The 16,046-nt window shown below is 72.8% G+C and carries 15 protein-coding genes; 12 read left to right on the forward strand and 3 right to left on the reverse strand.

Annotation, left to right across the window (positions count from 1 at the left end; all coding sequences use genetic code 11):
* Positions 1-775: 775 nt before the first annotated feature.
* Positions 776-1,228, reverse strand: a complete 453-nt coding sequence (locus tag AB0E05_RS26680; RefSeq protein ID WP_361967870.1) for a hypothetical protein — start codon at positions 1,226-1,228, stop codon at positions 776-778.
* A gap of 95 nt (positions 1,229-1,323) precedes the next feature.
* Here AB0E05_RS26680 and AB0E05_RS26685 point away from each other — a divergent pair, with 95 nt between their 5' ends.
* From AB0E05_RS26685 to AB0E05_RS26700, 4 genes are all read left to right on the forward strand, one after another.
* A complete protein-coding gene (locus AB0E05_RS26685; RefSeq protein WP_361967872.1) occupies positions 1,324-2,013 on the forward strand; it encodes a GntR family transcriptional regulator in 690 nt (229 codons plus the stop codon).
* Positions 2,010-4,631 (forward strand): dolichyl-phosphate beta-glucosyltransferase, encoded by a 2,622-nt coding sequence (locus tag AB0E05_RS26690; protein WP_361967874.1) that lies wholly within the window; start codon positions 2,010-2,012, stop codon positions 4,629-4,631. Before AB0E05_RS26685 ends, AB0E05_RS26690 begins: the two co-directional genes overlap by 4 nt.
* 85 nt (positions 4,632-4,716) lie before the next feature.
* A complete protein-coding gene (locus AB0E05_RS26695) occupies positions 4,717-5,367 on the forward strand; it encodes a hypothetical protein (protein WP_361967876.1) in 651 nt (216 codons plus the stop codon).
* Between the two features lie 105 nt (positions 5,368-5,472).
* Positions 5,473-6,366 carry a GNAT family N-acetyltransferase gene (locus AB0E05_RS26700; RefSeq protein WP_361967878.1) on the forward strand — a complete coding sequence of 298 codons (894 nt, stop codon included), beginning with the start codon at positions 5,473-5,475 and terminating at the stop codon, positions 6,364-6,366.
* Positions 6,367-6,601: 235 nt separating this feature from the next.
* Here AB0E05_RS26700 and AB0E05_RS26705 read toward each other — a convergent pair whose 3' ends face one another.
* Positions 6,602-7,351, reverse strand: coding sequence for an SLATT domain-containing protein (locus AB0E05_RS26705; protein ID WP_361967880.1), 750 nt, complete (start codon positions 7,349-7,351; stop codon positions 6,602-6,604).
* 304 nt (positions 7,352-7,655) lie between these two features.
* Between AB0E05_RS26705 and AB0E05_RS26710 the strand changes: the two genes are divergently transcribed.
* From AB0E05_RS26710 to AB0E05_RS26745, 8 genes are all read left to right on the forward strand, one after another.
* The gene (locus AB0E05_RS26710; RefSeq protein ID WP_361542918.1) at positions 7,656-7,991 is read left to right on the forward strand and encodes a YbaB/EbfC family nucleoid-associated protein; all 336 of its coding nucleotides are present in this window, start codon (positions 7,656-7,658) and stop codon (positions 7,989-7,991) included.
* A gap of 142 nt (positions 7,992-8,133) precedes the next feature.
* Complete coding sequence (gene recR, locus AB0E05_RS26715; RefSeq protein WP_361967882.1) at positions 8,134-8,733, forward strand: recombination mediator RecR; 600 nt, start codon at positions 8,134-8,136, stop codon at positions 8,731-8,733.
* Entirely contained in the window at positions 8,726-9,382 is a 657-nt protein-coding gene (locus AB0E05_RS26720) for a DUF5063 domain-containing protein (RefSeq protein ID WP_361967884.1), read from the forward strand. Before recR ends, AB0E05_RS26720 begins: the two co-directional genes overlap by 8 nt.
* 444 nt (positions 9,383-9,826) lie before the next feature.
* Complete coding sequence (locus AB0E05_RS26725) at positions 9,827-11,098, forward strand: aspartate kinase (RefSeq protein WP_361967886.1); 1,272 nt, start codon at positions 9,827-9,829, stop codon at positions 11,096-11,098.
* Positions 11,095-12,162, forward strand: a complete 1,068-nt coding sequence (locus AB0E05_RS26730) for an aspartate-semialdehyde dehydrogenase (RefSeq protein WP_361967888.1) — start codon at positions 11,095-11,097, stop codon at positions 12,160-12,162. Before AB0E05_RS26725 ends, AB0E05_RS26730 begins: the two co-directional genes overlap by 4 nt.
* Before the next feature lie 475 nt (positions 12,163-12,637).
* Positions 12,638-13,387 (forward strand): SigE family RNA polymerase sigma factor, encoded by a 750-nt coding sequence (locus AB0E05_RS26735; RefSeq protein ID WP_361967890.1) that lies wholly within the window; start codon positions 12,638-12,640, stop codon positions 13,385-13,387.
* Between the two features lie 71 nt (positions 13,388-13,458).
* Entirely contained in the window at positions 13,459-14,508 is a 1,050-nt protein-coding gene (locus AB0E05_RS26740) for a hypothetical protein (RefSeq protein ID WP_361967892.1), read from the forward strand.
* A gap of 5 nt (positions 14,509-14,513) precedes the next feature.
* A complete protein-coding gene (locus AB0E05_RS26745; RefSeq protein ID WP_361967894.1) occupies positions 14,514-14,795 on the forward strand; it encodes a hypothetical protein in 282 nt (93 codons plus the stop codon).
* Positions 14,796-15,217: 422 nt separating this feature from the next.
* Here AB0E05_RS26745 and AB0E05_RS26750 read toward each other — a convergent pair whose 3' ends face one another.
* Positions 15,218-16,027, reverse strand: coding sequence for an SURF1 family protein (locus AB0E05_RS26750; protein WP_361967896.1), 810 nt, complete (start codon positions 16,025-16,027; stop codon positions 15,218-15,220).
* Positions 16,028-16,046: the final 19 nt, after the last annotated feature.

Below are 16,046 nucleotides of genomic sequence, written 5' to 3' on the forward strand. Positions count from 1 at the left end.
CGTGGCCGAGCCCGCCGTCGAGCGGGGGGCGCGCGCCGCGCGCCGCCGCGCCGGGGCGCCAATGGAACCGCCCGGTGGGTGGGGTGCGGGTCGATGACCTGCAACTCCCGCCCGGGCAAGAGGAACATGCGCGTCCGCCGTGCCGGTGCGGTGGGTCGGGTCGCGAGTGGGGCGCGTCGGGGGAGTGCGGCATCGCCGTGTTCCAACGCCGGATTCGGACGGCCCCGGTGCCGTGCGCCAGCGTGCGACCTTCCGGCGGAAGGGCGGGCGTCAGCGCCCGTCTTCCCCGTCGGACGGGGGTGGCGGCGGATGCGCGGACATCAGTGCGGCGGCCGACCGGGGGCGGTGCGGGCGGGCGACCTGGGCTGAACGCTGCGGTGTGTGCTGCGTGTGCGGCGTTTCCAGGCGGCGGCGGGTGCGGTTGCGCGGGCGCGGCCGGCTCTTGTCGCCGTCACCCCTCGTGCCGTCAACCGAGAACTTCCCCTGGGGTCAAGCGACCCGACATGAATCCGCCCGGTCGTGTGGCCCCCGCGGTGCCGTCCGGCGACGGCGCGGACGGAAACCTGGGCGGGGGGCTGCCCCTGCCCTGCGTCCTGCGGGCCGCGCCCCCTGACATCCCCGCCGCAGCCTTGGCACATGGGGCCCGGTGGTGGGCTGTTCGCGCAGTTCCACCTCCCGTGCCCCCGAACACACCCGCCGCAGCCCCGCGCCATCGGTTCCTCCAGGCACATGCGGCCCGTGCGCCAGGCCGCAGCCCCGGTCGTCCGCCGTGAGCTCACCGCGGTGGCCGCTGGATCTCCACCTCCAGGAACCACCTCCCCCGTCCCGCCCGGTACACCAGCACCTCCCAGCCGCCCGAACCCTCCAGCACCCCGGCGCACTCCCGTAGCTTCCCTTCCGTTTCGGACGTCGCGCCGCTGCCCGGTGCGCCCAGCCAGTCCACGCGGACGACGTGCGGGCGGTCGCCGGGGGTCACGCGGTAACCCGTGGCGACGCGGGCGCCGGACGCGTCCAGCGCGGACGGCGGGAGGCCCGACGCCTCCAGGGTGATCGCGACCGCGCGGGTCGGCTGGTTCCGCTCCCACGCCGCCGGCACCGCGCCCGTGACCTGCCGGATCTGCCGCAGCCCGGCGTACGCGGCGCGCACCTCCGCAGCCCGGTCGCCGAAGGCCGTGCCCGGGCCGTCGGCCACCTCGTCCCCGTACGCCGCTTCGAAGACCTCGCCCACCGCTGCGCTCCCCTCTCTCCCGAACTCCCGTGATCCGCTCCGCGCTCCTCGCTGGCCTATCGTGTCGGGAGCCCCTGGCGAAGGAGAAGCCATCGATGCCCGGTCCCGGCAGCACCTCTGTCACCCGCAGCACGCTGCGACAACAGATCGCGGACGCACTGCGTGACGAGGTGCTGGCCGGGCGCCTCCAGCCCGGGCAGGAGTTCACGGTCAAGCAGATCGCCGACCAGTACGGCGTCTCCGCGACGCCCGTGCGCGAAGCCCTGGTCGACCTCTCCGCGCAGGGGCTGCTCGAATCCGACCAGCACCGCGGCTTTAGGGTGCACCAGTTCTCCGTCACCGACTACCGGGACATGGTGGAGACCCGGTCGCTGGTCGTCGACGGGATCATCCAGTACGCCGAGCGGTTGGGGCGGACGCAGGTGAACGCCAGCGCGGTCGTGCCGGTGCGCCGTCGCGCCGAGGAGGCGGGCCGGGCCGCCCGCAGCGGGGACCTGGACATCCTGATCGGCTACGACCTGCGGTTCTGGCATGAACTCGGGACGATAGTCTCCAATCGCTACATTTCAGACTTCCTTCATCAGCTACGCGTGCAGACCTGGGTGTTCGCCGTCCCGCACCTCAAGGGCGAGGCGGACTGCCGGCGCTGGCTCTTCAGCCGGTACGAGGACCTGGTCGACGCGCTCGTCAGGGGCGAGATCACCGAGGCGCGCGACGTGCTGTGCGGCTACACCGAACTCTCGCTCTCCTGGGCGGACCGGCTGGACGAACGGATCGGCTCATGAGCCCGCAGTCGCAATCGCAATCGCAATCGCAGTCACAGGCGAAGCCGCAACCGCAGCCGCCCACCCCCGCCGACGCCCCCCGCACTGCCGACGACCCCCGCACCACCAGCGACGTCGGCCTCAGCATCGTCGTCCCCGCGTACAACGAAGAGCACCGCCTCCGCCCCACCCTCGACGCCATCCGCGCCCACCTCGACGCCGAACCCGAGCGCTGGGGCGTCTGGGAGCTGATCGTCGTCGACGACGGCTCCACCGACGAGACCGTCCGCGTCGCGCGCGAGGCCGCCGCCGAAGAGCCCCGCATCCACGTCATCACCAGCCCCCGCAACCGCGGCAAGGGCCACGCCGTGCGCAGCGGCGTGCTCGCCTCGTACGGGCGGCGCGTCCTGCTCACCGACGCCGACCTCGCCACGCCCATCGAGGAGCTGGACCACCTCGACAAGCTGCTCGCCGCCGACGACGTCTGCGCGGCCATCGGCTCCCGCGCCCACCCGGACTCCCGGATCGACGTCCACCAGTGGCGCGGCCGGGAGTGGCTGGGCCGCGCCGGCAACCGGCTGATACGGCTGGCCGCCGTCCCCGGGATCCACGACACCCAGTGCGGGTTCAAGCTCTTCGACGGCGACCGGGCGCGCACCGCCTTCGCCGCGTCGCAGCTCGACGGCTGGGCGATCGACGTGGAGATCCTGCGGCACTTCCAGCGCGCGGGCTGGCCGGTGGTCGAGGCGCCGGTGAACTGGTCGCACCGCTCCGGCTCCAAGGTGCGCCCGCTGGATTACGGGCGGGTCCTCGGCGAACTCGTCCGGTTGCGCGTCCGCACCGCCCGCAGCGCACGTGCCACCGGCGTCCCCACCCCGGCCGCGGCCCCGGCGCTCGACGGCGAGACCGCGCCGCGCGCCGCCGCCCGCCGCACACACCTGCTCGTCGCCCTGCTGTTCTGCGTCGCCTCGTTCGTCCTCTACCAGAACCTGTGGCAGGACCTCGACCGCGGCTATCTGGCCGACGCCGGCCAGGACCAGAACCAGTGGGAGTGGTTCTTCGCCGTCACCGCCGACAACGTCGCCAACCTGCGCAATCCGCTGTTCACCACCCTCCAGGGCCACCCGGACGGCGTGAACCTGATGGCGAACACGGTGATGCTCGGCCTCTCCGTGCCGCTCGCCCCCGTGACGCTGCTCCTCGGGCCGACCGTCACCTGGGCGCTGGTGCTGACCTTCGGCCTCGCCGCCACCGCGTTCGCCTGGTACTGGCTGCTCGCCCGTTGGCTGGTCGCCCACCGCGGGGCTGCCGTGCTCGGCGCGGCCGTCGCCGCCTTCGCGCCGCCGATGATCTCGCACGGCAACGCGCACCCCAACTTCCTCGTCCTCTTCATGATCCCGGTGATCCTGGACCGGGCGCTGCGGCTGTGCGAGGGCCGGGCCGTCGTCCGGGACGGGGTGCTCCTCGGCCTCTTCGCCACGTACCAGATCTTCCTCGGCGAGGAGCCGCTGCTGCTCGCCGCGATGGGCATGCTGCTCTTCGCCGCCTGCTACGCACTGCTCGACCGGGACGCCGCGCGCCGCTGCTGGCGCCCCCTGCTCCAGGGGCTCGGCTGGGCCCTCGCCGTCTGTCTGCCGCTGGTCGCGTTCCCGCTGGGCTGGCAGTTCTTCGGCCCGCAGAGCTACTCCGACGTCATGCACGGGTCGAACACCTTCAACAGCCCGCGGGCCTTCGTCGAGTTCGCCGGCCGTTCGCTCTTCGGCACGGACGCCGTCGCCGACCCGCTCGCGATGAACCGCACCGAGCAGAACGCCTTCTACGGCTGGCCGCTGCTCGTGCTCGCGCTGGTGGTCGTCGTCCAGCTGTGGCGGCGCACCCTCGTCCGGGCGCTCGCGCTCACCGCCGCCGGGGCCGCGCTGCTCTCCCTCGGCAAGGACGTGCACGTCCCCTTCATGGACCTCTCCTTCCCCGGCCCCTGGGCGCTGCTCGGCAAGGCGCCGCTCTTCGAGGCCGTCATCGAGTCCCGTACGGCCCTGATCTGCGCACCGCTGTTCGGCATGCTCGTCGCCCTCGCCGTCGACCGGCTGTCGGACGGGTCCGCCCGGGCCTTCCGCACCGCGGGCCTGGTCGCCGTCGCCGCGGCGCTGCTGCCCGTCGTCCCCACCCCCTACCCGGTGCGCGAGCGCGCCGAGGTGCCGGCCTTCATCACCGAGGGTCTGTACCGCACGTACCTCGGCCCGGGCGAGTCGCTGGCGATCGTCCCGCTGCCGAACCCGGGCGCCGCGGACGCGCTGTACTGGCAGTCCTCCACCGAACTGGACTTCCCGATCGCGGGCGGCTACTTCAACGGCCCCTGGGGCCCCGACGACGTCGGCATCTACGGCGTCGCGCCGACCCGCACCTCCGCCCTCCTCGACGACGTCCGCGGCAGCGGAGACGTCCCCGACATCGGCCCCGCGGAACGAGAACAAGCCCGCGTCGACCTGGCGTCGTGGAAGGCGGGCGTGGTCGTGCTGCCGCCCCAGTACAACGAAGAAGCGCTGCAAACCACCGTGGAACGCCTGCTGGGCCGGCCCGGGCAGTGGGTCGGGGGAGTGCTGGTGTGGGACCTCGACCCCCCGGGCGCCCCCCGTCCGTAACCCCTACCTCGCCACTGCCCCTTCGCCACCGCCCCGCCGACACCTACGCTGGTACGACGCATCCCCGTTGGAGAGCGAGCGTCCCTTGGCATGTGACCTGTGGCTGGTCCCCCTCGTCGATGTGCTCTGTCACAGCCCCGACAACCCCTTCGCGGAAGAGCTCGCCTCGTACGACAAGGCACTGACGGAGGCGGGCCTGCCCACGGTGCCCGTGTTCGCGTACATGCCGGGGCTCTCCGGGGACGTGGCCCCGGTCGCCGGGTTCGACTACGACGCCCTGCACTTCCTGCGCCGGGCGTACCTGCTCCAGCTCTGCGGCCTCGCGGTCACGCCCGTCGACGAACTCGGCGGCGACTACGAGCAGCTGCTGGAGATGTTCGAGCCCACCGCGCAGCAGTCCCACCTGGTGTGGCACTACGACCACGCGGGCGCGTACGTCCCGGTCGACTTCGCCGCGCCCCTGGCGAACGACGAACTCCTGGCCGGCGGCGGCCCGCTGGGCTCCAGCCAGGGCCTGCTGCGCGAACTGGAGTACGTCGCCCCCGCGATCGGCATCGACCCCGCGAACCCGCCCCCGGCGCCCCGCCCGCCGGAACGCGGCACGGCCCTGGAGGAGCCGGCGGCCCCCGTCCCGTACGACGAGAGCCCCTTCGCCCGCGAACGCCACGTCTGGCTCGGCCTCCACGCCGCAGCCACCCGAAGCCTGGGCCAAGGCTCCATGATCCTCTTCAGCTAGGGCGTGGTCCGTGAGACAGGACCTGGTTCCGCTTCGGCCGGCTCCACCGTCCGCCCGACGGGAAACCGGATGCGGTCCGCCGGCGCGATGGTGTGTGATCGGGACATGGTGATCATGTTGGACGCGCCGGACGAGCGGGGCATCGACGGGCTGCGCGAGGCCGTGGCCGCGCTGAGCGAGTGGCAGGACGACGCAGCGCCGATGCAGCTCCACCCGGGAGACATCGGCTGGTACTGGCGGACGGGCGCGGAGACGACCGTCGCGGCGGTCAGGACGTGGCGCCGCAACGGTCGGATCCTGGCCGTCGGGCTGCTGGACGGCCCCCGGCTGCTGCGGCTGACGACCGCGCCGGACGTCCGGCGCGACGAGGAACTCGCGCGGCAGTTGGCCGCGGACGCCACCGCGCCGGAGCGCGGGGTGCTGCCCGCGGGCGAGGCGAACGTGGAGGCCCCGCGGGACGCGGTGCTCCTGGACGTGCTGTCCGGCGCGGGCTGGCGCGCGGACGAGCCCTGGACGCCGCTGCGTCGCGACTTGACGGCGCCGGTGGAGGACCCGGGCGTCTGGGTCGAGACGGTCGGCCCGGAGCGGGTGGACGTGTTCACCGAGGTCCACCGGTCGGCGTTCGGCAGCCCGAGGTTCACCTCCGAGCGCTGGCACGCGATGGCGACGGGCTTCCCGTACGAGGACGCGCGCTGCCTGCTCGCCCACGACGCGGACGGCAACGCGGTCGCCGTGGCCACGGTCTGGTCGGCCGGCCCTGGACGCCCCGGCCTCCTCGAACCGGTCGGCGTCCACGCGGAGCACCGCGGGCGCGGTCACGGCAGGACGGTCACGCTGGCGGCGGCGGGTGCGCTTCGGGCGATGGGGGCGTCGAGTGCGCTCGTGGCGACCCCCAGCGCGAACGCGCCGGCGGTCGCCACGTACCGGTCCGCGGGCTTCCACCCCCGCCCGGAAACCCGCGACCTCCACCGCCCACCGAGCCCGACTCCGCAGGGTTGAACCCCTGACACCCGCGCCGTTGCCTCGTGGCTGCGGTGGTCTGCGCGGACCGCAGGTGGAAGGGGTTTCAGGCGCGCTGGGGTCCCCCCCGCGCCTTCAGGGCACAGGGGGAGGAACTGCGCGACAAGCCCACCACCGGGCCGCAGGGGCAAACGCTTCAGCAGGGGCACGGCGGGTGGTCGCCCGGGGCAGGGCAGGGCGCGGACGAACTGCCGTCGCGCAGCGGACAGAAGCGTTACGGACGCTCCGGCGGGCGTTGGCGGGGCATGTTCGGGCGGGTCGAGGGGAGGCCCGGCCGCGCGGGCGCACCCGGCTCCCCGGGGCGGCCCGCGCCACCCGCCCCACCCAGCGGCGGCAGTGCCGTCGACTGGAGCACCAACGCGTCCAGACCCCCGTGGAACGACCGCATCCAGTCCGCCGTCTCCGCCCGCACCAACTCCTGCACGTCCTCGGAGAACTTCCGCAGCACCCCCAGGCACCGCTCCGCCGCCTCGCTCGCCGTGCCCTCCGCCGGGCCCAGCACCTCCCGCACGCTCTCCGCCGCCCAGTCGAACTGGAGCGTCTGCAACCGCCGTTGCACCGCCTGCGCCGTCGCCATGTTCCGCATCCACCCGGCCGTCACGCCGAAGTACCGGTCGCACCCCAGACAGGCCGCGCCCAGGAGCAGGGAGACGTAACCCCACCCCGCGGCGCCGTCCACCACGCCCGTGACGTCCAGCAGCGGGAGCGCCGCGCCGGCGATGGTGCCCAGGGCCGTACCGATGCGCAGCACGCGGCCGGTGCGCCGCTTCCAGCGGCGGTCCGCCAGGTACCAGTCGACCGTGCGCAGCGCCGCGGTCTCGACCCAGCGGAACAGTTCGTCGAGCCGGTCCGCCGGCTCGCCCCAGTCGCCCAGCGGGAAGGGCCGGCCGGTCAGATCGCCGCGCGGCACCTCGCCCCGCTCCTCCCGGGCCGGCCCCCCGGGCTGCATCTCCGGCTGGCTCACCGGGGCACTCCTCTACGCGTCCGTATCCGTTGCATGTTGCACTGCACTGTCTGCAACCACTTCTTACCGTCGAATGCTGGGCCGTGTGGTGGAAATCCCGGTATTTCCGTCCCCGGAACGGCCTTGATCAGGTAGAGGCCCCGCAGCCTAGTCCCTCGAACGGGTCCCCGCCGCCCGGCGGCGGCGATCTCCGCCCGACCCGGCGCCCCGGTGCCCGACCACGTAGGCTCGCTACCGGAGCGGTGCCGCAGCGGTGCTGCCCGTGGAAGTACGCGCAAGTGTCGTCGACGTGCCAGGAGTGACCGTGTTCCCCGGTGGTGGCCAGCCCAACATGCAGCAGCTCCTCCAGCAGGCCCAGAAGATGCAGCAGGACCTCGCGCAGGCGCAGGAGGAACTGGCCCGTACCGAGGTCGAGGGCCAGTCCGGCGGGGGCCTCGTGAAGGCCACGGTGACCGGCTCCGGCGAGCTGCGCGCCCTGGTGATCGACCCCAAGGCGGTGGACCCCGAGGACACCGAGACCCTCGCCGACCTCGTCGTCGCCGCCGTCCAGGCCGCGAACGAGAACGCCCAGCAGCTCGCGCAGCAGAAGCTCGGCCCGCTCGCCCAGGGTCTCGGCGGCATGCCGGGCCTGCCCTTCTGAGCCCGTCGCCGGGCCTTCTGCGGGCCCGTCCGGCCCGTTGGCCCCTTCTGTACCCTGCTGAACCCTTCTGAACTGGGCGGTTCAGCCACTACCGTACGAGCCGTAGGAGTCGTACGACCCGAGCCGGAGGAAAGGCAGTCCGTTGTACGAAGGCGTGGTCCAGGACCTCATCGACGAGTTGGGCAGGCTGCCCGGCGTCGGTCCCAAGAGCGCGCAGCGGATCGCCTTCCACATCCTCCAGGCCGAGCCGACGGACGTGCGCCGCCTCGCCCAGACGCTGCTGGAAGTGAAGGACAAGGTGCGCTTCTGCGCGGTGTGCGGGAACGTCGCCCAGCAGGAGCACTGCAACATCTGCCGCGACCCGCGCCGCGACCCCGCCGTGATCTGCGTGGTGGAGGAGTCGAAGGACGTCGTGGCGATCGAGCGGACCCGGGAGTTCCGGGGGCGCTACCACGTGCTCGGCGGGGCGATCAGCCCCATCGAGGGCGTCGGCCCCGACGACCTGCGGATCCGGGAGCTGCTGGCCCGCCTCGCGGACGGCGCCGTCACCGAGCTGATCCTCGCCACGGACCCCAATCTGGAGGGCGAGGCCACCGCCACATACCTGGCACGCATGATCAAGCCGATGGGGCTGAAGGTCACCCGGCTGGCCAGCGGTCTGCCCGTGGGGGGAGACTTGGAATACGCCGACGAGGTCACGCTGGGGCGTGCCTTCGAGGGGAGACGACTTCTCGATGTCTGACGCCATGCTGCACGCCGTGAACCAGGACCCGGCCGACTTCGCGGTCCAGATCGCGGACTCGATCGAGTCCTTCATCGTCGCCGTGACCGAGGTCGCCAAGGGCGACGAGCCGGACAGCGCCGTACCGTTCCTGCTGCTGGAGATCTCCCAGCTGCTGCTCACCGGCGGCCGGCTGGGCGCGCACGAGGACATCGTCCCCGACGAGCGCTACGAGCCGGACACGGGCCCCGAGCCCGACGTGGACGAGCTGCGGGAACGCTTCGCCCGGCTGCTGGACCCGGTGGACGTGTTCTCCGAGGTCTTCGACCCGTACGAGCCGCGGAAGGCCCCGGTGGCGTTCCGCATCTCGGACAACCTCGCGGACATCGTCACGGACCTGCGGCACGGCCTCGCCCACTACCGCAGCGACCGGACCACCGAGGCGCTGTGGTGGTGGCAGTTCTCGTACTTCTCCAACTGGGGGCCGACCGCGTCCGCGACCCTGCGCGCCCTCCAGTCCCTGGTCTCCCACGTCCGGCTGGACCAGCCGCTCCAGGAGTTGGACGGCCTGGACACGGACGAGGACCTGACCGAGGAGGCGCTGGCGGAGGAGGCCGGCAAGGTGATGGCGGCCGAGATCGCCGCACCGCTCGGCCTGCGCACCAGCTAGGGCCTCTCGTTCGGATCTTGCTGGGCTCGCGTGCCCTGGCACCATTCCCCCTGGGCCTTCGGCCCGGGAGGTGCCCCCACTCCGCGTTGTCGTCGGTCGCGAATGGCCCCCTGTGCCCTGCGGGCACGGGTGGGGGTGCCCCCACGCGAAGCGGTGGGGGAGTACCCCCGTCCTCCGCCTTGCGATCCACGACACCAGAGCCCGCTCACTCACCCAGCCTGATCCAAACGAAAGACCCTGGGGCCTGCGCACTCACTGTGACGCCGCACACATGTCGCGTATCGGGCCGTTCGCCGGGCAGGTAGTGAGCCGAGCGGGGCTGATCACCAGGTGAGCGGCGTATCTCAGCATGTGATGTGCCGGGGGCCGGCGCGGTACCGCTCGTTAAACTGAGCCGACCGCAGCACTCATGGACTGCGGTGGAGAACCGAGCGAGGAGCGCACGTGGGCCTTGTCGTGCAGAAGTACGGCGGCTCCTCCGTCGCCGATGCCGAAGGCATCAAGCGTGTCGCCAAGCGGATCGTGGACGCCAAGAAGAACGGCCACCAGGTGGTCGTCGTGGTTTCCGCGATGGGCGACACGACGGACGAGTTGATCGATCTCGCCGAGCAGGTATCCCCCATCCCTGCCGGGCGCGAATTCGACATGCTGCTGACCGCCGGAGAGCGCATCTCCATGGCACTGCTGGCCATGGCGATCAAAAACCTGGGCCACGAGGCCCAGTCGTTCACCGGTAGCCAAGCGGGCGTCATCACCGACTCGGTCCACAACAAAGCGCGCATCATCGATGTGACGCCGGGCCGGATCCGCACCGCGCTGGACGAGGGCAACATCGCCATCGTCGCGGGCTTCCAGGGCGTGTCCCAGGACAAGAAGGACATCACCACCCTGGGCCGCGGCGGCTCCGACACCACCGCCGTCGCCCTGGCCGCGGCGCTGGACGCCGAGGTCTGCGAGATCTACACCGACGTGGACGGCGTCTTCACCGCCGACCCCCGGGTGGTCAGCAAGGCCCGGAAGATCGACTGGATCTCCTTCGAGGACATGCTGGAGCTGGCGTCCTCCGGCTCCAAGGTGCTGCTCCACCGCTGCGTGGAGTACGCCCGCCGATACAACATTCCGATCCACGTCCGCTCGTCCTTCTCGGGACTGCGCGGCACCTGGGTCAGCAACGAACCGCAGGGAGACCAGAAGATGGAGCACGCGATCATCTCCGGAGTCGCCCACGACGTCTCCGAGGCCAAGATCACGGTCGTCGGGGTGCCCGACAAGCCGGGCGAGGCCGCGGCCATCTTCCGTGCGATCGCGGACGCCGACATCAACCTCGACATGATCGTCCAGAACGTGTCCGCAGCCGCCACCGCGCTCACCGACATCTCCTTCACGCTGCCCAAGACGGACGGCGCGCGGGCGATCGAGAAGCTGGAGAAGGCGAAGGACCGCATCGGCTTCGAGTCGCTGCGCTACGACGACCAGATCGGGAAGATCTCGCTGGTCGGCGCCGGCATGAAGACCAACCCGGGCGTCACGGCCTCCTTCTTCGAGGCGCTCACGGACGCGGGCGTGAACATCGAGCTGATCTCGACCTCCGAGATCCGCATCTCGGTCGTCACCCGCGCCGACGACGTCAACGAGGCGGTGCGCGCCGTGCACACCCGGTTCGGCCTCGACAGCGAGTCCGACGAGGCCGTGGTCTACGGAGGCACCGGCCGATGACCCGCAAGCCGGCGCTCGCGGTCGTCGGAGCGACCGGAGCCGTCGGCACCGTACTGCTCCAGTACCTGTCCCAGCACGCGGACGTCTGGGGCGAGATACGACTCGTCGCCTCCCCGCGCTCGGCCGGCCGCAAGCTGGCGGTGCGCGGGGAGGAGTGCGAGGTGGTGCCGCTGGCCGAGGAGGCGCTGGCCGGCGTCGACGTGGCCCTCTTCCTGGTGCCCGCGGAGGTCTCCGCCCAGTGGGCGCCGATCGCCGCCGCCAAGGGCGCGGTGGTCGTGGACGCCTCCGCCGCCTTCCGACGGGACGCGGACGTCCCGCTGGTCGTGCCGGAGGTCAATCCGCACGCCGCCCGGGTGCGCCCGCGCGGCATCGTTGCCGGGCCGCACGACACCACGCTCGCCATGGCGCCCGCGGTGGGCGCCCTGCACGCCGAGTTCGGGCTGCGGGAGCTGGTGGTCTCCTCGTACCAGGCCGTCAGCGGCGTCGGCCGCGACGCGGTCACCGCACTGCGCGAGCAGCTGTCGCTGGTCGCCGGTACGGAGTTGGGGTCGACCACCGGCGACGTGCGGCGGGCCGTGGGCGACTCCTTCGGCAACGGCTTCGGGCCCTTCCCCGCGCCCGTCGCCCTCAACGTGGTGCCCTGGGCGGGCGAACTCGCCGAGGACGGCTGGTCGTCCGAGGAGCTGGGGCTCCGCGCCGAACTGCGCAAGGTCCTCGACCTGCCCGCGCTGCCGGTGACCGCGACCTGCGTACGGGTCCCGGTGCTGACCGCGCACTCGCTCTCGGTGCACGCCCGCTTCGAGGCCGAGGTGACGGTCGCGCGGGCGCACGAGATCCTGGCGACCTCGCCGGGCGTGGTGCTCTTCGACGACCCGGCGGCGGGGGAGTTCCCGACGCCGGCGGACGTGGTGGGGACCGATCCGACGTGGGTGGGGCGGGTGCGCAGGGCGCTGGACGACCCCTGTGCGCTGGAGCTGTTCGTGTGCGGGGACAACCTCCGCAAGGGCGCTGCGCTGAACACGGTGCAGATCGCCGAGGCGATCGCCGCGGAGCTGCACGGCTGAGCCCGTTCCGCACCCGCACCGCGCTCGACGCCCGTTCCGCACCTGCCCGGTGCTCTGCCCCGCACCTGCGCGGTGCTCGCTCCGTACCCGTTCGACGTCTGCTCCGTACCCTCTTCGGCACCCGCTCGGTGCCCTTGCGCGCCTGCCTGCGTGTCCGGGCGTCCCAAGATCGGTTTTCTTCCCCGATTTGCGGTTGAGCCCTGTCTAAGTGGCCCGCGAACTTTGTAGGATTCGTGAACGCCCCGTGAGAACGTCGCAGGTCCGTACCGTTTCGGTCCGGGGGCGGGACGATGATCGACAGTTCCTTTTCCCCGGCCTGCAACCGCCAGTCGGGCCAGGAACGTCTTTGCGGGCACCGCCACCGACCGGTGCCGCAGACTTGGGGCAGGCAAGTACGCATGGCTGGAATCCACCCACTGTCAAAACCGCTGGCGTGCGCGTACAACCCCGGCAGGGGGGAGCGTGTCCAACTGGCGTGGCAGAGGTACTCGACTTCACGAGGGCGACGGCGCCCGGCGTTCCGGTGCGTCCCCTCCGCAGGCCCCGTCCCCGCGGGGGCATGCCGGTGATCGCGCCCGTGCCGTCGACGCCTTCCGGTCCCTCGCCGTCCCGGCCGTCCTCGCCGTCGGCTGGGCCTTCTGCGTCCCCTGCGTCTCCTGCGTCCCCCGTGAGGTCGGCGGCGACCACCGCCGCCATCCCCACCCAGCGCGGCGCTGACGAGACGACGGCCGCGGGCACCACCGTCGACCACCTCACCGAGACCTACCGCGCCCACTACCGCTCGCTGCTGGGCCTCGCCGCGCTGCTCCTCGACGACACCGCCTCCTGCGAGGACGTCGTGCAGGAGGCGTTCATCCGCGTCCACTCGGCGCGCAAGCGCGTGCGCGACCCGGAGAAGACCCTCGCCTACCTGCGACAGACGGTGGTCAACCTCTCCCGGTCCGCGCTGCGCCGCCGCATCCTCGGCCTGAAGCTGCTCTCCAAGCCGATGCCGGACATGGCGAGCGCGGAGGAGGGGGCGTACGACCAACTGGAGCGGGACGCCCTGATCAAGGCGATGCGCGGACTCCAGCGCCGCCAGCGCGAGGTGCTGGTGCTGCGGTACTTCGCCGACATGACGGAGGCCCAGGTCGCCCAGGCCCTGGGCATATCGCTCGGTTCGGTGAAGGCGTACGGTTCCCGGGGCATCGCGGCGCTGCGCGTCGCGATGGAGGCCACGTCATGAGCGGGCACGACACGACGCCCGAGCGACCGCGGTCGGACGGGCCGTTTGACGACCTGACTGGAAACGGAACTGTGAACAACGCGCCGGAAGACCGACACGGCGACGAGGCGCCGGCCCACGGCCCCGACGACGGCCCCTGTTCGGAGGAGCAGGACCTGCGGCAGCTCTTCCAGGGCGCGGTGGGCGACCTCCAGCCCTCGGCCGGAGCACTGGACCACCTGCGCGTCGCGGTACCCGCGCGCCGGGCCCGCAAGCGCCAACTGCTGATCGGCGCGGTCGCCACGGCCGTCCTCACCGCCACCGCCGTGCCCGCCTTCGTCACCGTGGCGAACTCCGGCGGGGACAGCAGCACCAACACCGTCAACACCGGCCACGGCGAGGTCTCCGACGGTGGCCGGGGCGAGGGCCCCGGCGCGACCGGCGGGGACCACGGCCCGGGCGGGCCCACCGACGGCGACCGGCCCGGCCGCGACACCGACCCCAGCCGCTCGCCCGTCGACCCCTCCGAGGCCAGCAGCGGCGACGGCGACACGGACGACTCCGCGTCCCCCTCGAACGAGCCCGCCGCCCAGGCACGGGCCTGCGCCGCCGGCCAACTCGACGTCACCACGGCACGGGCGGACAGGCCCGACTCCGACGGCCGGGTCTACGGCACCTTCCGCGTCGCCAACGTCTCCGCCACGGACTGCGAGGTCAACGGGCGCGGCTCGGTCGACTTCCAGGCGCGCGGCGCGGCCGACAAGGCGAAGATCAAGGTCGTCGACCACACCGCGGGCGACCAGGTGCCGGGCCTGCCCGACCCCTCGGAGGAGAAGCCCGCGCTGCTGCTGAAGCCGGATTCCGCGTACGAGGTGCGCTTCGCCTGGGTGCCGAACGAGACGTGCGCGCCCACCGGTCCGTCCCCGACCCCGACCCCCTCGGACGGCGGCGCTTCCGGCGGCAACGGCGGCGGCGCCGGCACGCCCCCCGGCGAGCCCCCGGTCAGCACCTTCGAGAGCGCCGGGAGCGATGGCAGCGTCGCGGTCACCCACACCGCCCAGCCGGGCGCCCCGACGGCCGAGACGACCATCCCGAACGCCTGCGCCGGCACGATCTACCGCACCGGCGTCCTGGGGGGCTGACCGCGATGCGAGCCCTGCGCGAGTACCTCACGGAGTGCGCCTCCCGGGTCGACAAGGTCAGCTTCACCCTCCGGGACGGCCGGGAGTTCCTCGGCTGGCTGGTGGAGGTCTCCGACGACCACGCCCTGGTGACCTGGGCACCGAGCCCGTTCCACGCGCAGGCGACGGACGGCGAGGAGTGGCAGCCGGACGACGAACGCATCCCCCTGACCGAGATCACCCCCACCACCCCCGCGCACTACTCCCGCGCGCAGGGGTCATGGATCCCCTTCACCCGGTCCCCCTGACGTCTCCACGCCGGCGCTCCGGGCCGCTGCCCTCTGCGACCCGGAGCCGGGCCCGTCCGCGCAGGACCTCGCACCCCTGTTCGCTCCCCCGTCACTCATCTGTGGGGGCAGGCGGAGGAGTGCAGGGGCGCCACACCCTCTGGGCGTAGGTGGAGGTGCCCCCGTGCCTGAAGGCACAGGGGGAGGCACTGCGCGGCGAGCCCACCACGACCCGCGGACGAACGAGGGGTCAGGGGCGCGGGGAACTGCGCGACCAGCCCACCACCGGACCGCAGAGACCAATGTTCCCGCAGGGAAACGGCGGTGTTGTCCAGGTGGCGCTGGGCCCCCCGTGCCCGCAGGGCACGGGGGGAGGAACGGGAGGCACGCACCACCAGGCCGCAGGCAATGGCAGGAGTCCCCGCCCGAGGAGCCCGCTCGGGCTACTGGTGGGCGGGCTCGCGGTCCGGCGCGGGGGCCGGGGCGGGCTCGGGCGCGTTCGACGGGTCCAGGCCCAGCGCCTGGTCCTTCACCAGCTCCACGTCGCGACGGAAGAAGCGGAACCACATGAAGAGGATGAAGGCCACCCCCGCGAACCACTCCCCGGAGTAGCCCAGGTTCTGGAACGCCTTCAGGTCCAGCCCGCTGCCCTCCGGGAGCGTCGCCGGGACCGCGCGCAGGCCGGAGTCCGCCGTGGTGAGCGTGACCCACGCGTCGTACACGTCGTCGGGGACGACGTTCACCAGCGACGCCGCGCTGATCATCGCCAGCTGCCCCGGCGGCAGCCCGCCCGCCGAGTGGACCCCGTCCTTGCCGACGGTCTCGGACGCCTGGAGGGCGCCCTCCACGGCGACCGGGCCCGTCGGCGCGGCGGGCGCCGCGGCGCCCTCGGGGAGCCAGCCGCGGACCACCGGCAGGGTCTTCCCGCCCGCGCCGTCCGTCTTCAGCAGGGTCAGCACGTACGAACCGCGCTCGCCCTCCAGCTCCCGCCCCGGCACGAGGAACTGCTCGCCGTACCGCCCGGTCGCCGTCGCCGTCCGGCCGGACGTCTCCTTGTCGACGGGCAGCAACTCACCCAGCGGCGTCGGCTTCAGCTCGGCCGCCGTGGGGGCCCGCTCCGCCTCCTTCTGCGTGGCGGCGCGGTCCTCGAACCTGCCGAGCTGCCAGGTCCCCATGAAGATGCAGAACGGGATCGCCAGCACGACGAAGACATTGATCCCCCACCAGCGGGGCGTCAGCAGGAACCGATACACCCCTCCACGGTACGGAACG

Source organism: Streptomyces sp. NPDC048057, from assembly GCF_040653095.1.
In the GTDB taxonomy this organism is placed as follows: domain Bacteria; phylum Actinomycetota; class Actinomycetes; order Streptomycetales; family Streptomycetaceae; genus Streptomyces.